Source organism: Metabacillus dongyingensis (assembly GCF_019933155.2).
Classification (GTDB): Bacteria; Bacillota; Bacilli; order Bacillales; family Bacillaceae; genus Bacillus_P; species Bacillus_P dongyingensis.
In genome coordinates this window covers 319,314-343,585 of record NZ_OK052578.1, presented here as the reverse complement: position 1 = coordinate 343,585, position 24,272 = coordinate 319,314, and the positions used below count along the sequence as shown (strand labels likewise).

Annotated in this window: 19 protein-coding genes and 3 pseudogenes; 4 read left to right on the top strand and 18 right to left on the bottom strand. The window is 34.5% G+C overall.

Annotated features, from left to right (window positions below; genetic code table 11):
- Nucleotides 1-66: 66 nt before the first annotated feature.
- The 3 genes and pseudogenes from K8L98_RS26410 to K8L98_RS26400 form a co-directional block, all read right to left on the bottom strand.
- On the bottom strand, nucleotides 67-621 hold the full coding sequence (locus tag K8L98_RS26410; protein ID WP_243551354.1) for a TetR/AcrR family transcriptional regulator: 555 nt from the start codon (nucleotides 619-621) through the stop codon (nucleotides 67-69).
- Nucleotides 622-766: 145 nt separating this feature from the next.
- Nucleotides 767-1,210, bottom strand: coding sequence for a carboxymuconolactone decarboxylase family protein (locus K8L98_RS26405; protein ID WP_243551352.1), 444 nt, complete (start codon nucleotides 1,208-1,210; stop codon nucleotides 767-769).
- Between the two features lie 110 nt (nucleotides 1,211-1,320).
- Nucleotides 1,321-1,560 (bottom strand): annotated as a pseudogene (locus K8L98_RS26400) (NAD(P)H-dependent oxidoreductase); the annotation flags it as partial.
- Between the two features lie 240 nt (nucleotides 1,561-1,800).
- Here K8L98_RS26400 and K8L98_RS26395 point away from each other — a divergent pair.
- From K8L98_RS26395 to K8L98_RS26375, 4 genes are all read left to right on the top strand, one after another.
- Entirely contained in the window at nucleotides 1,801-2,292 is a 492-nt protein-coding gene (locus tag K8L98_RS26395) for an RrF2 family transcriptional regulator (protein ID WP_243551350.1), read from the top strand.
- A gap of 585 nt (nucleotides 2,293-2,877) precedes the next feature.
- Entirely contained in the window at nucleotides 2,878-4,392 is a 1,515-nt protein-coding gene (locus K8L98_RS26385) for a spore germination protein (RefSeq protein WP_243551348.1), read from the top strand.
- Nucleotides 4,382-5,467: a Ger(x)C family spore germination protein gene (locus tag K8L98_RS26380; RefSeq protein ID WP_243551346.1), complete on the top strand. Its 1,086-nt coding sequence runs from the start codon at nucleotides 4,382-4,384 to the stop codon at nucleotides 5,465-5,467. The genes K8L98_RS26385 and K8L98_RS26380 overlap by 11 nt, the downstream gene beginning before the upstream one ends.
- On the top strand, nucleotides 5,467-6,579 hold the full coding sequence (locus tag K8L98_RS26375; protein ID WP_243551344.1) for a GerAB/ArcD/ProY family transporter: 1,113 nt from the start codon (nucleotides 5,467-5,469) through the stop codon (nucleotides 6,577-6,579). The genes K8L98_RS26380 and K8L98_RS26375 overlap by 1 nt, the downstream gene beginning before the upstream one ends.
- A 377-nt stretch (nucleotides 6,580-6,956) precedes the next feature.
- Here K8L98_RS26375 and K8L98_RS26370 read toward each other — a convergent pair.
- The 15 genes and pseudogenes from K8L98_RS26370 to K8L98_RS26305 form a co-directional block, all read right to left on the bottom strand.
- Nucleotides 6,957-7,184, bottom strand: a pseudogene (locus K8L98_RS26370) (ATP-binding protein); the annotation flags it as partial.
- 501 nt (nucleotides 7,185-7,685) lie between these two features.
- A complete protein-coding gene (asnB, locus tag K8L98_RS26365) occupies nucleotides 7,686-9,569 on the bottom strand; it encodes an asparagine synthase (glutamine-hydrolyzing) (protein ID WP_243551342.1) in 1,884 nt (627 codons plus the stop codon).
- Nucleotides 9,570-9,869: 300 nt separating this feature from the next.
- A complete protein-coding gene (locus tag K8L98_RS26360; RefSeq protein ID WP_243551340.1) occupies nucleotides 9,870-10,103 on the bottom strand; it encodes a hypothetical protein in 234 nt (77 codons plus the stop codon).
- A gap of 422 nt (nucleotides 10,104-10,525) precedes the next feature.
- Nucleotides 10,526-10,657 (bottom strand): annotated as a pseudogene (locus K8L98_RS26355) (alanine racemase C-terminal domain-containing protein); the annotation flags it as partial.
- A 38-nt stretch (nucleotides 10,658-10,695) separates the two neighbouring features.
- Complete coding sequence (locus K8L98_RS26350) at nucleotides 10,696-10,989, bottom strand: alanine racemase (protein WP_243551336.1); 294 nt, start codon at nucleotides 10,987-10,989, stop codon at nucleotides 10,696-10,698.
- 160 nt (nucleotides 10,990-11,149) lie between these two features.
- Entirely contained in the window at nucleotides 11,150-11,275 is a 126-nt protein-coding gene (locus K8L98_RS26660) for a hypothetical protein (RefSeq protein ID WP_275976776.1), read from the bottom strand.
- Between the two features lie 37 nt (nucleotides 11,276-11,312).
- A complete protein-coding gene (locus K8L98_RS26345; protein WP_243551334.1) occupies nucleotides 11,313-12,410 on the bottom strand; it encodes a Ger(x)C family spore germination protein in 1,098 nt (365 codons plus the stop codon).
- Nucleotides 12,400-13,527, bottom strand: coding sequence for a GerAB/ArcD/ProY family transporter (locus tag K8L98_RS26340; protein WP_243551332.1), 1,128 nt, complete (start codon nucleotides 13,525-13,527; stop codon nucleotides 12,400-12,402). The genes K8L98_RS26345 and K8L98_RS26340 overlap by 11 nt, the downstream gene beginning before the upstream one ends.
- A complete protein-coding gene (locus K8L98_RS26335; protein ID WP_243551330.1) occupies nucleotides 13,505-15,034 on the bottom strand; it encodes a spore germination protein in 1,530 nt (509 codons plus the stop codon). Before K8L98_RS26335 ends, K8L98_RS26340 begins: the two co-directional genes overlap by 23 nt.
- 1,008 nt (nucleotides 15,035-16,042) lie before the next feature.
- A complete protein-coding gene (locus tag K8L98_RS26330) occupies nucleotides 16,043-16,636 on the bottom strand; it encodes a YdeI/OmpD-associated family protein (protein ID WP_243551328.1) in 594 nt (197 codons plus the stop codon).
- Nucleotides 16,637-16,720: 84 nt separating this feature from the next.
- On the bottom strand, nucleotides 16,721-17,110 hold the full coding sequence (locus K8L98_RS26325) for an SRPBCC family protein (RefSeq protein ID WP_243551326.1): 390 nt from the start codon (nucleotides 17,108-17,110) through the stop codon (nucleotides 16,721-16,723).
- A 3-nt stretch (nucleotides 17,111-17,113) separates the two neighbouring features.
- Nucleotides 17,114-17,437, bottom strand: coding sequence for an ArsR/SmtB family transcription factor (locus K8L98_RS26320; protein ID WP_243551324.1), 324 nt, complete (start codon nucleotides 17,435-17,437; stop codon nucleotides 17,114-17,116).
- 679 nt (nucleotides 17,438-18,116) lie between these two features.
- Complete coding sequence (locus K8L98_RS26315; RefSeq protein ID WP_243551322.1) at nucleotides 18,117-18,293, bottom strand: hypothetical protein; 177 nt, start codon at nucleotides 18,291-18,293, stop codon at nucleotides 18,117-18,119.
- A gap of 657 nt (nucleotides 18,294-18,950) precedes the next feature.
- Nucleotides 18,951-19,562, bottom strand: coding sequence for a hypothetical protein (locus tag K8L98_RS26310; RefSeq protein WP_420828888.1), 612 nt, complete (start codon nucleotides 19,560-19,562; stop codon nucleotides 18,951-18,953).
- 394 nt (nucleotides 19,563-19,956) lie between these two features.
- A complete protein-coding gene (locus K8L98_RS26305) occupies nucleotides 19,957-24,075 on the bottom strand; it encodes a phosphodiester glycosidase family protein (RefSeq protein WP_243551320.1) in 4,119 nt (1,372 codons plus the stop codon).
- Between the last annotated feature and the right edge of the window lie 197 nt (nucleotides 24,076-24,272).

The window sequence follows — 24,272 nt, the reverse complement described above, 5'->3', positions numbered from 1 at the left end:
GGTGACTGTCCATGTGACAGACGAACTTATTTACTAATAGGTAAGTTTAATCCGAAAAAACTGATCTTAAGATTTTCTTAAGTTAAGGTTTATTTGGTTTATTACTCCGGCTAGGATATCATCGCCCAAAACACGTCGGTATAATAATGCTCCCTTAATACTAGATAATATAGTTACCGCCACAGATTGTATGTCATCAGTATCGTTTAAGATTTTTTCAGTTTGGGCCTCTGCAACAAGTTCTTTCATTATCGAGAGTTCTAATCTGCTGACTTCCTCAATTTTTTTTTGTACGATATCTGGTAAAGAATTAAAATCCGTCTGCAATGAAGAAATTGGACAAATTTCAGTACATGCGAACCGTTCAGCCTGTAGAATGAACTTCTTTAGCTTCTCTTCCACCGAATCCGATGCATTAATCAATAAAAAGGTTTGCAAGCTTGTAGCAAGATGTTCGGTAATGGCAACCCCTAAATCCTCCTTCTTTTCAAAATGATAATGAATACTTGCCTTGGTTACGCCAAGTTGTTTAGAAATGTCATCATAGCTGAACCCTACATATCCTTTTTTTTGTACTAACTTTATTGCTAAATCTATGATTTGTTTTTTTCTGTTTTCCATATCCGAATATTAACTTACTAATAGGTAAGTGTCAAGTTATAGTCCTCTGATGGAATTCATTTTCTTACCTCATCCAAACTGGTTTACTCGGATGCCTTTTGTCTAAAATCTGAAACGAACATCATAAGATGTTCGTTGAAAGTAATTATTTTTCAGTTGCTATATTCCCCATTGAAATAGAAATTCTATTCCAACTGTTGATTTGATTAATTATTAGAACAAGGTCAATATATTGTCTCTCGTCATAATGTTCACGTACTCGTTGATAAAGCTCATCTGGCACATGTTTTGTAGGGATTAAAGTCACGTACTCTGTCAACTCAAGAGCTACTTTTTCTGCATCTGTGTAAAATGTGCACTCTCTCCAAGCACTAATACAATATAAACGTTGCTCCGTTTCTCCCATTTTTCTAGCATCTTCTGTATGCATGTTAATACAAAATGCACAACCATTTATTTGAGAAGCCCGAATTTTGATAAGCTCACGAAGTTTACGGCCTATACCTGTAGTTTTCGTATACTTCTCCATTTCCATCATTATTTTAATTGCTTCTGGTGCTACATTGTAATAATCAATTCGTTGTTCCAATTCCATTACCTCCTGAAAAAAAGTTTATTTTACTTTAATGTTCATCTGAGTTATCGCAAATACTTTACTCCCGTTTTGTATTAATTTCGGAAGAAGTGAACGTCCAATTGCTATAATATTTTTTCTTTAGCTGCTAATCTAGAAGCAACTTCATTGTATGCTTTTTGTAAAACTTTATTTGGTTCTAGTAATGCTGTTCCTTGTGCCCTGATGATTTGATAATCTTCAATACCAAGGAAATTAAACATTGACTTCAGGTATTTATGAGAGTATTCAATTTCTGTATACCAATCATCATTTGTATAGTTGGATCCACTTGCTTGTATGACAAGCATCCTTCGTCTACTTTTGGATGTGCGTTAATGATAAGACGTTTTGTTCATTTGCATTTCTCCCTTATAATGAATTTCGGATAACAATTGCGGACTAAATCAATCGGCGATTAACTATGTCTATAATATAAAGGCTATGATTATTTTTGTCAAATGAATAAAATTCTCCAAAAAAAGATTAGTTTTATTTGACTAACACTCTAAATACTCCTAAGATACAATTTGATAACCTTTAAAATCAAAAGTAGGTGAGTTTATATGCAATATAGTGTCGGCGTTGAATATGCTTTACATTGTCTGGTTTATTTAATTGGTGTTCCTTCTAAGGAAAGTATTGGAATAAAGGATTTGGCAGAATTTCAGGGGCTTTCTGAGACATTTCTTTCAAAAGTTTTCGCTAAATTATCAAAGGCTGGTATTGTAAGTTCTGTCCCTGGCGTAAAGGGAGGGTATAGGTTATCTAAGTCCCCAGAAGATATTTCCTTTTGGGATGTAGTTGAAGCAGTTGAAGGTCCTAAGCCTATTTTTCAATGTAAAAATATAAAAGATAATGGTTATTTGAATAGAGAAAACTGTTGTACATCTCCCTCCTCTTGTACCATTAATTTAGTTATGCTCTCTGCGGAAGAAAAAATGCGTGATTTTTTGCGTAGTAAAACACTTGCATGGTTAAATGAAGAGCTTGATCGTGTCTTATCCAAACAAATTCGTGAAGATACTTGGAAATATTTTTCGAAGAGCAGCATATAAAACAAACCTCTCGTGAAATTCCTTATTTAAGGAGGAATTTAGAGAGGTTTTTTCTTTTTTCTTAGTTCAAGAAAACGTATCTTTCAATTGCCTATTGAAAACTTTAACCAATCCTCAACTAACCTCCCCGTTCGTATTTTAAGTTCAGTCAGATATTTCTGGTTGACCATTTTATGGGTTTTATTACAACTGTAGCCCGGTAGAACGTAAGCACCCGTGGGAATCGATCACGTCAGCTAATCAGTTCGCCCCCTAGCCAGTCTTCCTGTTTAATCAACATTGTAATGTTAGCAGCCGAAGAAAAAATGAGAGTTTACTTACGCTCTAAAACTTTAGCCTTGCTTAACAAAGGATTAGACACTCATCTTACCTGAAAAATTGCGTAATGATACTCGGTTATTCTTTAAATAGTAAATTAATGATGTTAAGTCTCGAATAAGACCAAAAATCTTATTAGAGATTTTTTTTTCTTTAAGTTTTCCATTTATTCGTTTGTCATACTGCAATAATAAAAATTATATAGTGAATACAATTCTTGATAGTAATTATAATAAGTATTGACGCAAATTAAGGAGTACATTTGTTATGTTTAAGAAAAAAAATAATCAGAATCCTGAAGAAAATCAAACACCTGCAGAAATAGTGAAAAGAGCTAAAAAATCATCTGATTTTAAAGAGATTAAAAAAAATGTTTCAGGAATCCAGATATATATTTTATACTTCACTACACTTATTGATCACAAGACTATGGAACGTGTACTTCTTCCATATATTAATGAATATGAAAAAAAGAAAGACCAATTTCTAGCTATTAATCAATTTATAAACAACCTTCCTCTTGAAGATGTAATTAGAACTCAGGATGCAATAGAAATCGAAGAGAAAATTCATCAAGGATATGTACTAATTAAATTTGAAAATACCTCTGAAGATTGTCTTTTAGTAAACGTAAACAATTTATCTAAAGGGCTTAGAGAATCTAATGAAACTGAGAATGAGTTTAATGTTATAGGGCCAAAATTAGGGTTTGTTGAAAGTCTTGATACTAATATTCTTTTACTTCGAACTAAGATAAAATCTCCTTTATTAACTACTGAAGAATTGGTGCTGGGCACACTGTCAAAAACAAGAGTTATCATTGTTTATTTAGATGGTATTACAAATGAAGAACATATAGAAACAGTAAAAAAAAGACTCTCTGAAATAGATTTTGATATTATTTGGGATACTTCCGCAATAGACCAAATAATTAGAGATAATTCTCATACTCCTTTCCCACTTTACTTGACTACAGAGAGGCTAGATAGACTTTCTTATTCACTCACTTCGGGCCAAGTAGTTATATTAAGTGATGGTTCACCATACGCAATATCCGGGCCTTCTACCATACTCGATTTTTTTCTCTCATCTGAAGATTATTATTATAACTGGGTTATTGGGTCATTCTTTCGTTTCACACGAATATTTGCGATCATCTTTTCAATCTTTTCTTCCTCTATTTATGTTGCGGTTGTGACGTTTCACTATGAGGTGATACCCGCGGATTTACTAGGTCCGCTAATAGAGTCCAGAGCAAACGTTCCATTTCCGCCGTTATTGGAAGTTCTTTTTTTAGAAATGACAATTGAATTATTAAGAGAGGCAGGAGCCAGGTTGCCTACTAAGGTAGGACAAACATTGGGAATTGTTGGAGGTATTGTCATTGGACAGGCAGCAGTTTCTGCAGCACTGACAAGTAATATTTTATTAATTATTATCGCTTTATCTGCCTTAGCTTCTTTCACTACACCATCTATGGTTATGTCCAACACAATTCGAATATTAAGATTTCCCTTTATCATTATGTCATCATTACTAGGCGGGTTAGGTATTATGATAGGTTTTACAGTGTTACTATGTCATTTGTTTAAACTAAAATCTTTTGAAACGCCTTATATGGTTCCTTTGTATCCGTTTCGTGTCAATAATTTATCAGATAGTATTTTTAGGCCACCTTTTAATAAATTAAATAAAAGGCCAGATTATTTGAGACCTAAAGATAAAATGAAATATTCCCCAATAAAGAGAAACAAAAAGAAGGAGGATATTAATGACGAATAATACATTCGCAAAAAAAATAGGTTGTGTTGTTCTGTCTCTTGTCCTGTCAGGATGTATACCCACAAATATTATTAATAATGTCTCTTTGATGCATAATGTAGGATTTGATGAAGAAGAAGAGATGTTAAAAGCAAGTGTTGTTTATCCAAATTATTATTCCATGAGTGATAATCCTGCTTTAATGACAGCTGTTGCTAAAAATCCATCTAGTCTACTGAAAGAACTTGGCCATAAGTCTCAATTTCCCTTTGAAATAGGTCAAGTAAGGTTAATAATATTTGGAGATAAACTAAGTAGAAATGGCTTAGCAGAAGTATTGGACACCCTCTGTAAAGATCCAAAGATTGGCATTACCAGAATGGCCATTACAAATGGATCTCCAGATCTAATACTAAGTAAAAGCCTGAATGAGAGTCCGCTATTCTTAATGAATTTGATTGATAAAAGTATTGAAAATGAAGGTATTCCTGAATCAGACCTCCATGTAATGTTTGACCAGTATTTTGGAAGTGGAATTGATATGTTCTTTCCAAATCTTATAGTAGATTCTAAAGGAAATATTAAAGTCGATGGAATGGGGATTTTTAAAGGTGATAAATTAGTACTTAAGATTTCAGATAAAGAAACATTCTTATTAAAATTAATGACAGACAGAAACAAAAGGGGCGTATACAGTTTTAACCTCAACATGAATGGACACAAAGGTAATATTGGGGTCAGAACTATTGATGGAGAACATAAGGTAACGTTTATCAAGGAAAATCTCCGTGAACAAGCAAAAGTGAGCCTAAATTTAGATGTAGAACTTGATGCTTTGCCCGAATGGATCAATTTGGAAAAGGAAAAAGATTTAAAATTTTTTAAAAACGCCTTACAGAAATCAATTTCAAACGACGCTGAATTACTTCTTAAGGATTTTCAAAAAAATGGTGTAGATCCTTTAGGTTTAGGAAGAATATATAAAGTCAATCACAGAAATTGGACCGAGAAGAGCTTTTACGAAAGGATTTATCCTAATATGGCGTTTGATGTAAATACTAATATTGTCGTTAGACAAACAGGGGTGGGAAAATAGTGACCGTAAAAGTAGAAAAACAATTTCAAGTTTCCGCTTTTTTCACATTTTTTCTCATTCACTCTTCACAAACAGGCGTTGGTATCCTAAATTTTCAAAATCAAGTTATTAAAGGCGCTGAACAGGATGCTTGGATTTCTTTACTAATAACTGGTGTTACAACCCATATCATACTCTATATTATTTTTAAGCTACTAGATGGGAAAAACAATGATTTAGTAGCTGTTCATCAATATTGCTTTGGAAAAACGATGGGTAACATTTTGTCTGTCTTCGCAATGGTCTATTTCTGGTTAGCTTCTTTGACGGTTTTTCGCGCCTATATTGAAGTCATACAAATATGGGTGTATCCTACGATAAAAACTTGGCAACTTTGTTTCGTGTTTGGACTTACATTTTATTACCTCATATCAAGCGGCTTCCGTACTTTAACTGGCTTTAGTTTCTGGGGAGTTGTTTTACCTTCTTTTCTGCTCTTTTTAATCTATTTCCCAATAAAGCATATGAATTATATTTTTTTACTTCCAGCTTTCAGCCATTCCCTCAGTGAGCTATTTTTATCTTCTAAGGCTTTTTCCCTGCTTTTTCTTGGTTTCGAGTGGATACTGATGTACTATCCTTTTATTAAGGATTCAAATTCCAAAAATATTTCTAAATGGGCATATCTGGGGAATTTATATACAATCATTTTGTATCTAATTGTAACGTTAATTTCATTCCTATACTTCAATCAAGAGGTATTACAGCATTTACCCTGGGCTACTTTATCGATGGTAAAAATTGTTAATTTTCCCTTCCTGGAAAGATTTGAATACGTGTTCATATTTATTTGGTTGTTAGTGGTTATATCCCCTATATGTATTTCTTTGTGGGCTTGTACAAGAATCGTAAAAAGAGCTTTTTCAGTGCCTCCAAAAGCGACTTTAATATTCTTACTTATTGCATTGATCATTGCTTCCATAAACTTTAAAGAATTTAAAAGTATTGATCCTCTCATCGATCTTACGGCTAATATAGGAACTGTTTTTGTATATGTGTATATCCCATTCCTTCTAGTTATAAAATGGATTAAGAATCATTTTCATAAAAATAAGACTTTTTCCAGAGAATAGTATTTTGCTCTTATCTATTAAATAGTTACTAAAATTTCCGTTTATGTCAATTTTAATATTTTTATTGAATAGAAATTACAATGGGTAATTATTTTAATATTTATATGTCATTTCTCAATTACATTGTTCAAACTGCTATAATGCGTTATCTTACCAAATCATTTCTTCATAGATCCAGTTTAAAATTAAAATAGGAATTTCAGCGGTTAAGTTAAAATATTTAGTACATCTATACAGAAAAAAACACTGCAACCCAATTATTTAACACGTGTTGCAATGTTTTATTTTTATTACTTTATTACCCAAATACTTAGCTAATGAAAGTATTTGTCTGTAGCGAATTAGATACCTTCCATTGGAAATAGAAGATTCGTATCTTACTTCTCTTTTAATAAGGTAACTATAAAAGTGGTTTTCCCAGCTGAACTTTCTACTTTAATCGCGCCAACATGCAATTCAACAATACTTTTGGCAATGGCAAGTCCTAACCCGGCACCACCCGTATAATCAGAGCGTGATTTTTCCACTCGGTAAAACCGATCAAAAATATGTGGAAGGTCCACACTTGGTATTGGCTGACCATAATTACTGATGGCAATTTCTAAAAAAAACGCTGGTATTAAATTAATCAACTATGGTCTAGTAGCTGCTGCACCTAGTTAAAGATATGATAAAGACTGTTTTCAAAATGAGATATGGTTTAGTTTACTAAGTAAATTTAATTAGGTACGAGAATATCGATTAGCAGTACCATTAAAAAGCTGAAGAGTGTCTTCAGCTTTTTTTAATTAAGGTGTGGTAAAGAAGAGCACACTGAAAATTGCTATTACAAGCACACTAATTATTATAAAGTTTGTATCTCTATATTTTTTCAATAGCTGATTTTACTCCTTAAACATTACTTATATCTACCATTTCCGATATACATATCTACAAGTCCATCTTATTTATACGTATTGAAGAAACAAGATCCCCCGGCTCCATATCAATAAAAGATACGGGCTTTCCTAAAAAAATTAAGGATATTAAATATATACAGTAAAGCAGAGACCCATTGAACATTGCTTTATTCTACTTATTTCTCAACATAAAAACGACATATAGATTTATTTTACCAATTCATAACTATCAGATATTTCAATAACTTTTTCTATATAAATTTGATGCCAAAGCATAAATATTAATATCGTCCATAACTTTCGGCTGTAATCAGCTTTATCTTGGCAGTGATCTTCAAGCATCTTAAGTATAATAGTCTTATTTAACAGATGATTTGTTTCACTTGAGATAATTAATTCTCGTGCCCAATCAAACATTTCGTTTTTTAGCCAGTGTCTTATTGGGACAGGAAAACCAAGTTTACGGCGTTTAAGCACACTATCTGGAACTATGCCTTTCATCGCTTCCCTTAAGGCATATTTAGTAGTCCCATTAGTAACTGTTAAATTTGGATGCAAGCTTGATGCAACCTTGAATACTTCTTTATCTAGAAAAGGGACACGCAATTCTAATGAATGAGCCATAGTCATTTTATCTGCTTTTACTAAAATGTCCCCTCGTAACCATGTGTGCAAATCAATAAATTGCATCTTGTGTACATCATGATAGTTTTCCGATTTATTATAGAGAGGTCTAGTAACATCCTGATAATGAATCAATTTGTTGTAATTTGTCAGAAGACTTCTTTTTTCAAGTTCGCTAAACATTTTTGCATTCCCAATATATCGCTCTTCTAAACTCATTGAACCACGTTCAATATAGTTTTTCCCTTTTACCCCTTCAGGAAAAATTTTCGCTAATGCAGTCAGGCCATTTACTAATACACTTGGAAGTGAAGTAAGATGACGTAATGAATTGGGTTCATGATAAATGTTGTATCCTCCGAACAATTCATCTGCACCTTCCCCCGATAATACAACTTTGACATGTTTGCTTGCTTCCCGTGCCACGAAATATAGCGGGACAGCAGCAGGATCTGCCACAGGTTCATCCATTTGCCAAATAATTTTCGGTAATTCTTTCAAAAATTCTTCAGGTTGTACTAAATAATGAATGTGTTCTACATTTAATTCTTCAGCAGTTTGAAGAGCTAAATCAATTTCACTAAATCCTTCCCTTTCAAAACCGACTGTAAATGTCTTTAAATTCGGGTGAAATTCACTAGCTAATGCAACAATTGAACTTGAATCAATTCCACCTGATAAGAAGGCCCCAACAGGTACATCTGCACGCATATGCATTTTAACTGAATCGCGTAGTACATTCTGAATTTCTTTTTTAGCGGTACTTAATGAAATATTTTTAGGATGGAAACTTGGCTGCCAGAATGTCTTGATTTCCATTGGTTTACCCTGTTTTTTAATAAAGTAGTGACCTGGTTGCAATTTCTTAATATTTTTATTCATTGTAAAAGGCTCAGGTACAAACTGATAAGTTAAATAATGATGAAGACTTTCAGCGTTTACTTCTGGTGTATTTTTCATGTAGGTTATACTTTTCATTTCAGATGCACAATAAAGTGAAGAACCGTCATTCAAATAGAAGAAGGGTTTTATACCAAAATGATCTCTTGCTCCAAAAAGTTCTTTTTTGTGTTTATCCCATATTAGGAAACTAAACATTCCTCTCAAATCTTTAAAAGATTCTTCACGTTTATGGCTAAATAAGGAAATAATCACCTCTGTATCTGATAGAGTTTTAAAATCGTAACCTAATCCCTGTAATTCTTCTCGAAGCTCGATATAGTTATAAATTTCTCCATTAAAAATTATCCAATATCTTTCATTTTCATAGGAAAGTGGTTGATTTCCACCTTCTATGTCAATAATACTTAAACGTCTAAATCCAAAACGAACATCATTATCAACAAAATACCCACTATCATTTGGTCCCCTGTGACTGATAATCTCTGTCATATTCTTCAAATGTTGAATCTCATTAGTTGTAGCTATTTTTGAATCACTGACTATATATCCTATAAACCCACACATTCTATTTCCTCCTACGAAAACTAAAAGCAACTCTAGGTAGCTATAAATTTATATCCGTTATCTGTAAATGTTAGTTTCTAAACTTATATCATCAGTACGCAAAAAGAATACTCTAAATGATATATTGAAGCTGCCTACTATAGCAGATTCGAACTAATTATTGTATTAGTGGCATTTATTAAAAGACCCCAAAAATACTTAAATTGAGAATCGTGAATTAAAGATATTTTCAAAAAAATATCCCCTGTATTTTTTTGGAAGTGACTCATAAATAATAATAATAATAATAAATTGACACTATTAAATGACCGCACTTAAAATTTGAATAATTAAAAAAAATATATACAAATACATCATGATTACCAGTACTAAAAATAAGTATATTCCAAATCTCTTGTACTTTTTTCTTTGGATATTCCGGTAGTTGCTTTTTAATATTTTTTTCGAAATATTTTTGGGATTAGAAAAATTACTAAGGTTATTATAGCTATTTTTAAGTTCATTTAGCCTTTTAATAATCTTACCATCGTCCATATACCACCCTCCTTCGCATTACATATAACCACAGATATTGTCGAATTGTTGCATGAGATTAAAGATATTTCTTTTTTCTTTTAAAACTTGATTAATTAAGTTAAAACGTAAAATTCATCGTCCCCTAGAACATGTCGTTAAGTAATTTATTTAGTTTTCCACTCCATAAAAGGGTTTTTGGGATCTGTAAATCCATGGTAATTGGCTACCTCTATCATATTCGATCTTAGCAAATTGATTCTCTAGCTTCTAAAGCATCTTTTAAACATTCATATGAAAAGGACGTAACGAGGGCAATGGCTTCCTTTTGTTTACCAGCCTTATTTAGGACGGGTGCCTCTTCTTCAATATCACGAATAACTTCAACCATTATTGCTCTAAAATGGTTGGAGTTTTTCTGAGTGAAGGTTATACCGCTTCAGTTACTTCATAAGGAGCCTTGTTACTCTGGCACCAATCGTGCTCAGCAGCTCGTTGGTAATGGTGCCGGTCATAGCAGCTATGTCTTCACCCTTAATGGTTTCTGCTCCGTCTTGTCCAATCAAGGTTACCGTATCGCCTTGCCGGCTTTAACCTTGTTGACCCGAGATACTCATGCTTTGAGAGATAAAACGGGCAGAAGGGTTACGTCAGATTTCACCAGATTGTCCGCTCTGGATAGAACGCCGTACAATGCAATGCCTGGTCTAACCATTTGCAGATGCATGTCGGGATGATTGAGTATGCCATAACTATTAAGAACATGAAGCCTCCCCGGATCATAGCCGTTTGCCCGTATGTTCCGCTGTTTTTTAAGACGCTTATACTGTGCCCGGGTGAAGGAAACATCCCAATCCAGAAGACTGTCCGCCGCGGCTAAATGACTAAATGTTCCATGAATTTGCAAGTTCTTATGCTTGTAAATCTAAAAATAAAAACAAGCACCAATAAAGGCATCCAATTACTCCTATTGGATGCCTTTTAATATAAACTTGCTTCAGCTGAAAGTTAGATGCTTTTTTATCATTACGGGAACCATTAGAAAATCAATACCCTGCTTTAACGGTTTATTTTGCAAAACCTGCTTCTTGTTCGCCGCTGTTTAAAAGTAAATCAATTGTTAGAAGCAGACCTCCCGCAGCAACAAATGGCAGCATATAGGAAACACCAGTCATTAATGATTTGATTTCCAACACTTCACCTTCCATCCCAACCTAATCATTCCTAAATTCATTTTGATTTTCCTGTATTAGTCAGATCTACTTTTACTTTTACTTTAAAATTCAAGTTTGAGAAAGTCTTATTCCAATTCATCTTGTTCCATCTTTCATATGATAAACGATTACGTACAAACTTTCCTATTCCAATAGGATCTGTCTGATATTCTTGTAATTTGCTTAGCAGCTTTTTTGAATTGGTTATTAAATAATCTTCAACCTGTTTTTCCAATTGTCTTTGATACTTTTCTTCACTTAAATCCAGTGTACCTGTGTATTCAAGGACGCTTCCTTTTAAATCTAGAATTACTTCGACCGATAAATTTCTTGTGTTCACTTTATTAGCATTATCAGAATTGATACTACTTAACAAAAGCTGACAATTTTCTCCTGACTCTTCATCATTAATACTTATCATTAATTCGCCATTTTTGATGTCTCCGCTTAAAAAATTTAGGATCTGTGTTTCACTTAAAGTTAGGAGTGTAACGTATTGATCTCCATTAAAAGTACCTAATCCTTTTAATTCAATGTTCTCGCCTTCATATGAAAAAACTGGTAAAACCGGATCAATACCATCGTCGTAATAATCTCTTAAAAAACGATATTTATCAGTATTAAAAACTTTATTTTGAGAGCCTAATTTATCGATGAACGTAAAAAGGTATTCAGCATTATCTTCAACAGAGGGTATCTTTTTTTTAAGAAGTTCTTCTCCTTTTCCCTCCACGATAGCAAATTTAACGCGAGTTGAGACTTCTGGATCCCTTGTAAACGTCTTAACAACATTCATAAGTCCTTTTTTTGACAGGTCCTCCCCAAAGAGAATCGTACTCTGCCCTCCAACTATCTTTAAATTTGTTGAATTTTGAAGTTTGAGGAAGGTGTCATGAGATGATTTTCCATTAGCAGTAAGAGTCGTAGAATCAAACTTTCCTTCTTTAGTAACAGTGGGAAAAAGGACTGTTGTATTTATTGGATTTTCTTTACTTTCCGACATATCGAAAGCAACAGCTTCTATAATTGCTAAATCTTCAATAATATTACTTTCTCCACAACCTGTTAAAAACAACCAACATATTGCGATCAATACAGTAATTTTATTTTGCATGATCTGTCTCCCTATTAATCGGGTTTTTAAGACTTTGAATAAAAAGGATGCATAACACAAAGATCGGTAATGCCCATGCTATACCAATTGCACAATAACTCAGCCACTTTAACCACTTTTCGACATCCACCAAGGTTTCTGGGACCAATGCAAGGATAAAACCACTTGCTAGTATTATGAATATCCAAAAATCAGGCTTAATACTTTTAGTTATATTACTAAAAATTTGCTGAGCTCCCCAATAATACATTACAATTATTGCTAATATCTTGAATGCATAAACGGAAAAGCAGAGATTTTCGGCTCGTGAAAGGAACTGAACTTCTGTATATTCAAACAATGTCATAACTGGGTATAGATCATTTAATATTTGATCGAAGCTAAAAAAGCCAAAGCTCATAAAGACTACAATCAAACAGGTTGCCATAGAGAAAAAATTTCCAATAAAAAGTGCTTTAGTCCATTTTTTTTCTACCATAGGGAAAAAAAGAATGGAAACTTCAATACCCAAAAAGGCTGTATAAACATGAAATGCCCCCTTAGAAAAATCTGTTTCTCCTTTAAAAAAGAAAGTAGTATAACGTGCAAAATCAAATTCTGGAATAAGATAAAAAAGCAAAAAAATCATCGGAATTACGAAGCCGAATAAAACCATAATTGCTTTAGAAATCTTGTAGATTCCACCTCTTAATAATTGAAAACCAAGCAAAGAAAATAAAATGATAAAAAGTGAGACAGGTAAAGCTGGAAAAAAGATCATTTTATATATAAAGATATATGACTTCATAATCATGCTTGCCATTCCAATCCATACACCGATGATAAACAAATAGATGGGCACCATTACCCATTTGGGAACCGTCGCCTCAATGATTTCAAAAATTGACCTTCCTTTACCCAGCTTATAAATGATCGCAATCATCATAATATTAATATTAACGAGTACGAAAATGAAAATAATACTTAACCAGCCATTTGTTCCGAAATATTCGGCAGTTAATCGAGGTAAACTATACACAACGAGACCATTTTGAGCCATATGGATTAGTATAGATAATTGAAATGGATGGAGCCGTTCCTTCATATTATCACCTTTAATTCCTCTCTTTTTCAGCATCGTTTTGCATCAAAGATTGTGCTGGTTGCCCCTTCATTATTTTATAAAAAGGCCCTCTCACAATACTATCCATCCAATCTTTGAAAAAGATTGGGGAAACCGGCATAAAATAAGGTGAAGATAAATTTGTTAACCCAGTTAAGTGAATGGTTAATATTCCTAACGTGAAAAAAATCCCAATATTCCCAAAAAATCCTGCCGTAAAAATAAATAGGAACCTAACGATCCTAATGGAAGAACTCATAATATAACTTGGGACTATGAATGAAGCAATGGCCGATACAGCTACAACAATTATTAAAATATTACTAGTAATCCCAGCTTCAACAGCTGCTTGGCCAATCACAATACCGCCTACAATTCCAATTGTTTGACCAATTTTTGTAGGCAGTCTCGCACCCGCCTCCCTTAGCAGTTCAATTACTATTTCTAAAAATATAGCTTCAACGATAGGCGGAAAAGGTACTCTGCTCCTAGACTGCTGAATGCTTTGAAGGAGGGATTGTGGAATCATTTCGTAATGAAATGTACATATAGAGACATAAAAAGCTGTGAGTATTAATGTAATAAATAAAGCCATGTATCGCAGAATCCTAACCCCTGTTCCTATAATCCAACGCTGATTATAGTCATCTGGTGACTCAAAAAAATCAAAGAAACTAGAAGGTGTACAAAAAATGGTTGGACTATCATCGACAAGTCCGATTATCTTTCCAGCATATAGTTTTGTCACAGCTATATCTGGCCTTTCAGTGGTATAAAATTGTGGGAATGGCGAATGTTGATGATCATCTATTATTTGAATCAAAACATTGGAGTCAGTTATGGAATCAGCTTTAACTAATTGAATCCTCTCTTTCAGATGATTCACAATATCCATATTTGCAATACCCTCAATGTAGATTAAAAGAACTTTTGTTTTTGAAATTTCTCCAACAGATAACTTAATCATTTTTAAGCGAGGACTTCTGACTCTTCTTCTAATCAACGAAACGTTTGTTTTTAATACTTCATTAAAGGAATCATGAGGCCCATTTATTACAGTTTCTGTTTCAGATTGTGAAATAGAGCGTTCCTCTAATCCTGATACATTTATTAAATATGTATTCTCCCCTGCGAACATTGCTACATTACCATCTAATATTCCATTTATTACTTCTTTTTGATTATTTTCTCTTTTAAATAGTGACTGTTGAAACGATTTATCCAAATTATTAAATGCCATTTTTCTTAAAGGTGACAGTATTTCCCACTCTAATGTGTGGGAATCTACTAATGAGCTTAAATAAATAATGTAAATTTCATCCTGATTAAATGAACGATGTACAAGGTCAAAACTATCCCCTAATTCTGTAAGTGTCTTTTCATAAGTAGCTTCTGTAATTGTTTTTTCATTAGAAGCTTGTATATTACTATTCAAATGACGCGTATTATGCAGATTAACAAAATCTGTATCTGTATCCTTTTTTAAGCAAATCTTTTTGAGTTTTGTAAGAAAGCGACCCATCCAAGTACCTTCCTTTTAACCAATATAATTTGTATTGTTTACTACTAATTCTCAAATATACGGATTTAGACACCTTTACAAAATAAGAACGGAAGTAACATAAAAGGCCCTTAGATTCTTTTTTTGCCCACAGAATATACTGTTACTTTCTTTTAATGGACATATCAGCCTTATCAAGGAAATGGATTCAGTCAAGGTGAATCTAGTTCAGTTTCTGGTTATCATTTTTTATTATGTATTATCGATAGAACTTAATCTGTTCATATAGTCCATACCTCAACCATTTGCTACTGTTTCAATAAATGTTAGGTGCCTAAAACCACGCCAAGTTTGAATTGTCTATACGAAAAAATGCTGATCGAGTTCTAAGAATTTCTGTCAATCAGCCAATATACGATTAGTTAAGAGAACAGAGACTTTCATGTCGTGGAAAAATAATTCGGTCCGTTAAACCGTCAATGTTTGAATTAAATTCTTTTATGTTCCCGTTACAACTATAGGAATCATGCTGTCCTTTAATCTGCGATGAAAAAGACCCAAATTCTTTTATCAAAATTCAAAAAACAGCATCTTAAAAGAGATACTGTCACAAATAAAAATATAAAATCGATTAACCCCAGACAACTTAATTTTTATACTTCTTTAAACACTTCGCAAACTCATATTGTTTCAACCCTTATTCAACTATCCTAGTTTGTTGAACAAGCAAAATGGGATCACCGCAGCAATCCCACTCTTTAACTCAAGCTCCCGTAAGTGCAAGAAAAGTGTACCCTTCAGCAAAAATCCAAAGGGTACACTTTTGTGTGCAGTATTTTTCTTTTCTTAGCTGGTAATGCGTAAGCCTTTACACGTTAGTTTGCTTATCCTCTACGAACCACTTTTTTGTTTTTTTCCATTTTTAATTATTTGATTGAGTGTTACCTGCGAACTAAAAAGGAGTTCGAATGAACGCAAAATGAGGTAATATCTTAAAGTTTAATTAATTTATTTTCCATATCGAATATACTAATCATTTAATCCCTTTCCATTGAGAATTTTCTCCATACACTTTTCAACCCTTGACTCTCGAGTTTTGGATTGTTTAGGTTGAGAAAAATAAAGAATGTATGCTCTTTGCCGTCCAGGCGTCAATGCTTCAAAAGCAGTTTTCAATGCAGGGATTTCATCGAATTTATTTTGAAGTTCTTCAGGAATTGTGAATTCTGTATCCTTTTTAAAATTCACTTCCAAACCGGCTTTTTCAACTTCAATGGCTTCATAAATATAGGCTTTCAAGATGGTTTCCATTTCAACTATTTCTTGAACATTGGTGAACCGAATCTGGCGCGCTGACTGTACATTCTCCGTTTGTTGGATTAGAATCCCATGGGGATCCTTTAACAAGGCACCTTTGTGAAACAGAAGCGCGCAATATTCTTTAAATCCATGTATTAAAACGATGTTTTTGTTCTCAAACATGTAACAAGGATGCATCCACTTAATATCTTCGTTCAGCTCACAGTCAAGAACGATATTTCTTAACGTCTCAAATTCTTCCTTCCACTTTTTAGCTTTTCTTAAAAATCCATCAACCTTACGATTCTTTCTACTATCTGTCATCAGAACACCCTCTCTGCTCAGTCCTATACTGAGCCGTTTGCTTAACCCTCTTCGTTAGCTAAACTAAAAACAGTTCAGAGGTTCTTACATTTCCTTTAACATTTTTTTTAGTTCTTCAATCATATTCGCCCAACCATATTTCGCACCATTGAATGCTTGATCTTCTTTTTCGAATCCTGTTTGTTCAAGATGTATGTAGGTTGTTTCATCCTCTTGCTTCAATGTCCATGTGACTATAGTATTTATCGGACCACCTACCCAAGTGTAAGATAACTTATAAGGCTCATCTACTACTAATACTTCACTATCTACAATTAAATTCCACTGCTCATTTCGGAATTGACATTTATGTCCTACGATTGGTTTAAAGTTATTTTCCATTACCCATTTTGCAAGAGTATCCGAATCTGTTAATGCGTTCCATACCTTATTGATTGAGCTTGTAAACTGAAAATCCAATGAAAATTCTGCCATTATTTATTCCTCCCCTAATAAAATTTTTAAAAGTGCCACTTTTTCCTTCCAAAATTTCTCGTAAAAAGATACCCAATCTTTAACTTCCTGTAGGGGACCTGCAATTAGTCGATACCTTGTTTCTCTACCAACTTTACGGTCAGCAACTAGACCAGCTTCTTTAAGGATAGCCAAATGTTTAGAAACAGCGGTACGCCCCATTTGAAATTGAGCGGTTAATTCGTGAAGAGGTAACTCTTCCGCATCTGCCAACAAACGTAGCAATTTACGTCTTGTTGGGTCAGCAATGGCTACATAAACCTCACGCTCTTGATTTTTCTCGCTCAAAATCCCCCCCCCTTATAAATCGGACACCAATTGGTGTTCTGTAAATTTTTAGTGGAACTACTACGTCAGCTGCAGTGGTGACATTAATTAAGACAATATATCATTAGTTTTATTCTCTTATCATCAACACCGCATCTCTGATATTTTCCCCCTTAAGTAGACAGTTAAAAAAAACAGCTAAAAATGGCTACTTTCCTATCCTTTTATCCTATGAAAAAGCCCATTTTACCTGGTTTGTTTAATTGAAAAGAAATCAAACGGCATTAAAACAGTAGTTGGGTTTCGATGATTCAGAAGTATATCGAATAAATACGATGCTGAAGCAATGTTTAAAATAATCGAGTTTGCAAAAAGGAAATATTTTGAAATCCCGGCCTAATTAAAACTAATTTATTCAATGTTTCCATAGTATTTGACTTCATTAACTCATCCCCCTTTCCAAATAAAAAAACAACCCTGACAGGTTGCTTAATAACTAAATATATATGCTTCTTTTGTTCTCTAATTCGGAGCACTTGCTATTCACCATTTGTTGCCATCTATCAGATGAAGAAACCTGATTATCGAAACCCTCTAATAGACGGTAATTTTTTGATTACTAAAACCAGCTAATTGAACCGTCTTTATAAACTTCAGAAATCAAGTCGGATTATACGTTAAATAAATGTTTTATGTACAGTTAAGATCCAACGCTCTGTTCTATTGCAGTTTCCCAACTTGGAAAATAATACAATGCATTTTTCATTAGCTCTGGATTTGACTTCTTTACTTGCTTCTTACGAAGTGACTGTCCTTCTTTTTGCATTAGTCCAGAGATTTGGTTCTTAACTTCTTCCACGCTCATACTCGTATCCACAAAATTCCTCCTTTCTATTTACAACTATATAATTTCCAAATAATGAAAAATAATACAAAACTTTATTAACCTTACTGCTGCATAGTTCAATAAAAAAGACGGATATCCTTATTAGTGGATAGTGCCTGAGTATTGAATAACAAAACTTATATTAATAGAACTCTTTAAATTTTATTTATTGACCTGCTGGTTTAGTTATGTCATTAAATCCGTTAACAACTCTTATTTCGTGTGTTTCTTCATTCCAATTATGAACGGCCAATTGACCAGTTTCTTTAATTCTTCCTAACATTCCTAGATTATCAGCCAGTCCAGTATCATTTGTGTGAAGGAAGTAGCTGGTGTGATCACCTTTTTTCTTTAAACGTGAGAAATTTGATTTAAAGTTGGTGATGCCCCGAAAAACACAAAGACACCAATCCTTTATCTATCAAGGAATTGGCGTTTTTGCATATTTCATGCCGGCTAATTGTGTTTCAAAAACTCCATCGGAAATTCGTCTTCCAGATGAAGTAGGATTATAGGAAGATCAATGGGCTTGATCGCGGTTATTTTGAGTAAACTTTATTTTAAACCAACACTATTCCCCCATTCCTTCAAAATCGATGAGAGAATAGTGATTTTATACACCTTCACCTGGTCATTTGCAATATCTCATTACTTGATTTCAATCGCCGAAGCCTTGTTGTTCCAATCCGAAGCCATATTAGCAGTTTTACCATACCAATCGGAATGTCTAAAGGAGACTCCTCTGCCATACCCTTGAGATGAAGTATGCTCCCACAGCGTCGTCGAATAGCTATAAGAAGGTGACGCCGTACTTAAGGAAGAAATTCTGTCATTCCAGCTTGAAGGAAGGTTTTTGAATCCGTCTCTCCAATAAATATACGACCCGCCTTTATTTGAATAATCATAGAAATCGGTACAACAAGGTCCGCTCCCCATGATCTCGACTTTGTTTTGAAGTCTCTGCTTATCTTTTTCGATAAATGCCTGCAAAGTTTCCCTGCTCGTAAATCCATAGGCCAACCAATCGCCATTTTTATTCTGTTTAGGCAGAACCATGGTTACTTTTATGTCTTTGTTGGAAGTGTTATTGATTTCGACCCGGGAATCCACATCTTTTCCATCCACAGTTACATAGTGGAACGTTTTAATCGTATAATCATTCTCTTGTTTGTTTTCGGCCGCAATAGAAACATTAGAAAAGGAGAAAATCGACAATAAGCTAAAAGAAACAGCAATGACGAGACTGTAAAGCTTTTTCATTTTAACCACTCCCTATTCATAAATTAAATACCATTTAAATATAAATGAATTCCAGTTTTTCTATCAGATTCGAAATACACATTTTAAGGTCCAACTATATTACCAATTAATACCATATGTCAGCACCAACGGCAATTATGAAAACAAACAAAACAAGCCAATGCTTGTTGAAGGTGCCAGTCTGATGAACTGTCGCCCTTCCCTTCCTTAAATTTATTCCTGCTTCCTTAATTCTCCCAAGATAAAGTCAGATGTTTTCTGAGCCTGTGCCGCGGCCTTCAGCACAAAACGATAATCATTCTTTAGAGCCAGGACCCATGAATAAATATATAGAATAAAAAAAGTGCAAAGCACCACCCATTATTTTAGATGGTACCTCGCACACCCTCACTATTTATTGCTCATCTTCAAGATCATACTCTTCATTTACAACAGTAAATTGATCAATTGTAACACCGTCAGAAGTAGTTGTTGTAAAGGTGATTTGATCTTTTTCAACCTTTGCAGTAATTGAAACGGCAATGTCTTCCATGTTTACAAATTCAAATTTCTCATCAGCAACTGCATCATAGTGTTTATTTCCAGTCGTACCAGCAAGAACATAAACAGCTCCGTTTGGATCCTCTTTGCCAGCCTTCAGTTTCTTCGTTCTGCCATAGGCATGATCATGGCCGGAGAAAACGATGTCAATCCCTAATTCATCGACGACTGGCGGTAATTTTTCCTTCATAATTTCATTCCCGCCAAACGGATTGGTGTAATAAGGCGGCTTGTGGGTTACAAGTATTTTCCAAGGCTTGTCCGAATTTTTTACATCTTGTTTAAGCCACTCAAGCTGCTTGTCAAGAATCTCGCTATCACTTGTATATCCTAAAACGCTAATGTGAATATTATTGTAATCAACAGAATACGTACCGCCTTTGTCGACATCGGGTCCATTCTCAGGAGAGTTGAAAATGGCTTTAGCTAAATGTCCATCCGTATCTCCCATGTATTCATGATTTCCGAGAGTCGCGACAAGATCTGTTGAACGAATATTGGTATATTGGCTCATGATACCTAGTGTATCATCCCATTGCTTGAATTTAGCGGATTCATCAATAAGATCTCCAACATGAATCAAAAAAGATAAATCTTTTTTATCTAAATCTCCTAGTATTGTTTGAAACAGGCTTAAATCAGAAGGTGATTGAGTGTCACCTAAAATTGCAAACTCAAAGCTATTCTTCCTTTTTATTGTAGTGAACTCTTGCATTTGTGACCAGTTCACTCCGTCACCAACACGATAAACATATGTCGTATCTTGCTTTAAACGCTTTAATGTAACTTCATTCACTCTTACAATTCCATTTTTCGTAATATCCTGTTCACCAGAAAATACCTGGTCACTTGAGGAACCACCGACTGTTTGAAGGGAATTCTCACCTTTCTTGTCATAATCTTGTTTTCTTGCATATTGAATGAAGGATGAATTTTCTTTTCCCAAAGGACTCGACATCCATGTGAAGCCTTTTGACTTATAAGGGTCACCTGCAGGATTTGAAATGACATTTTTTATCTCTGTTGCAGTCGTAAGAGATGGATAAGTTTGCGTGTTCACTTTAAACGAATACTTCCCGTCTTTAACTCCATATAAAGCGATCTTCTTCACATCATTAGTGATCGAATCAACACGAAGGGTACCTTCTTCGTTCGTTTTACCTAGAAAGACTGGTTCTGTGCTGCCTTCTATAACGGAGAAGATTTCCAAGTCATTTACTAATTCGTTATCGTTATTTTTTGCAGTTATGACAAATGGTTTCCCGATTAATATAGGCTGTGGAATAATGTCGAAAGCACTTTCAACTGCCACGCTAGTTGGTTTCATTGAAAAGGTGGTAACAAAGTCTTCCTCTTTAGGATCGCTGTAGCTTAAGCTAGCCTCCATTATTTCATAGGTTAACTCACTGCCTTCTTTCGTAGATTCAGGAATTCTAATCTGAATCGTGGCAGCATCTGAAGTTACAGCTGTTTCACCGTTATTCACCAGATTCAATGTAAGGATGCCTGTTTCAGCATCATAGCTTGATTTACTTGTGTTAAATCCATTAGAAAACTTGATATCTTCCACTGGATAGTTTTTATCAATGTGCATTTTTATTGCAGACCCCGAGATTTCCGATGAATTCGTTGCTTTAACGGCAAGCTCAAATACATCCCCTAAGAATGCTTGCTCTTGTTTCTTAATGACTTCAAACTTTGCTGAACCTGTATTGACTGTAAAATAGCCAGTTTTAATCGCCTGGTTTCCAAATTTATCAGGAACCATAAGCGTGATCTTATGTGTTCCATCCGCCCATTTGAAACCACTTAATGAGACAGATCCATCCATATCGTATGAAAAATGACCTTCAGATTTGGAATAATCTTTCCCATCTACGAAAATACTAATCTTATCCCAATCAATTCCTGTTTTAAAAGGATCGTCTTCATATTCATGAACCTTTGCAGTCAGATTGACAGCATTTGCCGTGAATTCTTTTCCGTCAGCATTAATAGATTCAATAACTGGGGGATATAGATCATCCACTTTTTCTCCATAAACTGCCCGGATATTATCAATATAGATGGAGCCTTTCGTCATAGGCCCGGTAATTCCAGATTTAGTAGACATTATTCGTATCGCTTGTGTCCCAGATAATTTGTAAGGGCCTGTAAAGGATTCAGGAATTTCCGCTTCTATGTATTTCCAGCCAGTCCAGTCAATACCTGGTTTTTCCTGAGTAAGATTAAGCGACTGATTTTTACCATTTCCATCTACTATTAACATTCTCAGCCAATAGCCTTGAGCTTCAGGAGTACCATAAACCCACATTCCTATACTTGATGGATCTTCATCAATCTCTGTATTCGTACCAGATCCTGCATAAACACCAAGTGTTGTTCCTGTTTGTGCTCTTGTAAAATCAAAATCCATTTTTAATGACTGATCACCAAATCTTACTGGTTCTGGATATTCAGCTAAACTCAGCAACCCTTTTTCACCGCGATTTGCAGTTGATATTTTCCATCCGCCAAGCTCTTTTTCAAAGTCAAATAAGACTTCAGGAAGCTTTCCAACAGAAACATTTATTTGAGCTGTAAGATTTGAATCCTTTAAGCGAGCTGTAATTGTCCCTGAGACAATTTGATCTCCTGTGTGCAGGCTTCCAGATTCATCAATGGTTCCCATACCTTCTGGAATTTCGAACTCAATATCTTGTAAACTCCAGTCTACAGGTCTCTTTTGAAATTTTGTTATTAGGTTTAACGAGTTTTCACTATTTCTAGGCACTGTCAATTCAGATGAGGAGAAGTACATCTCGTCGGGCTTTGCGATTTCAATAATACTTTTTCCAACCTCTTTACCTTCATGTTTCAATAAAACATGAAATTGACCCGTTTTCCCGTTTGAAATAAATTTCCCATTTTCATCGATTGTACCAAATGAAGAATCAGTTAATTCCCAAGTTAGACCAGATTCAGGCAAAGGAGCAGAAGCCATGGAATTGTCTCTTCCCTTGGCACTGAATTGAATGGTCGAGCCAGGGGTAAAGGATTGATCATATGGTTCAATATAGGCGGTTTTGAAAAGATGATCTGATGGCTCTTTAGAAACAACCAGCCAAGTGTTAGCAACACTTCTTTCACTACGATCAGATGGTTTATTATCTACCTCGAGATCGTCACCGCCCAGTTCACGAGTTGTAAAGGTAGAAGAACCTCCACCATCAAGGTTTAAAGCATTTACTGCTCCTAGATCGATCATCAATTGTGCCAAATCTGGCATAGAAATCCCACTTGAATAAGGCTCTTGTCTCCCGTCAATCACAACAAAAAAAACATCGCCGTCATCTTTAATGCCAACAGCCGTTCGCGGCTCTTTGTCTGCTCCTGTCTGTGGAGTCTGATAGATTTGGCCATCTTTTACTAAAATTGCATTTCCGCCAAGAGCTTCCTGTAATTGGCCCTTCAATCCTTCATATTCCGCATTGTTCCCAATGACTGCATCCCCGGTTTTCTTTATGCCAAAGAAATTCCACTCTTGTCCACCTTGTGCTTTTATAGCTTTTCCATCTTTGTAAACAACACCAACGGGTACACCTGTGGCCATATTATAGAAATCTGCATTCACAGCTGCTACGACTTTATGATTTTCCCCATTGGCTGCATTCGCTTGCTGTCTAACAGGCTGAAGACCAAATGCTTCTCCGTCATCAGGTGTGCCTGCTTCTATAGATACCGTTGGATTACTTGTATCAACTTCTACTACGAAACTCTCAATCTTTTTTCCTTCTTTTCCTTCAAAACTGTAGTGCTTTTCTTTTACACCCGGTGCTAGATCAGCTTGATACTCGTTGATAGGTGTTTGTACAACCACAGAGCTTAAATCGAAATTGCCCAAGGCTAATGTAAAGCTTGGGGAAATGATACTACTTGCCAAAACCAATGATAGGATACAGAGTAATGGACTTTTTTTCCGATTTTTCTTCATTTTGAGTCTCCATTTCGTCAAATTTCGGGAATTTTGTTTAAATTTGGACGCTATCTTTAAAATAATGGAAATATATTAATCTATTATTAATATAACGTAAAAAAATGCAGTATAAAAAAATAATAATTGAATTATATGTAAATATAATAAATAAGGAAATTTGACCTATATCCAAGGAGATTAAGAATGGGGAGGGA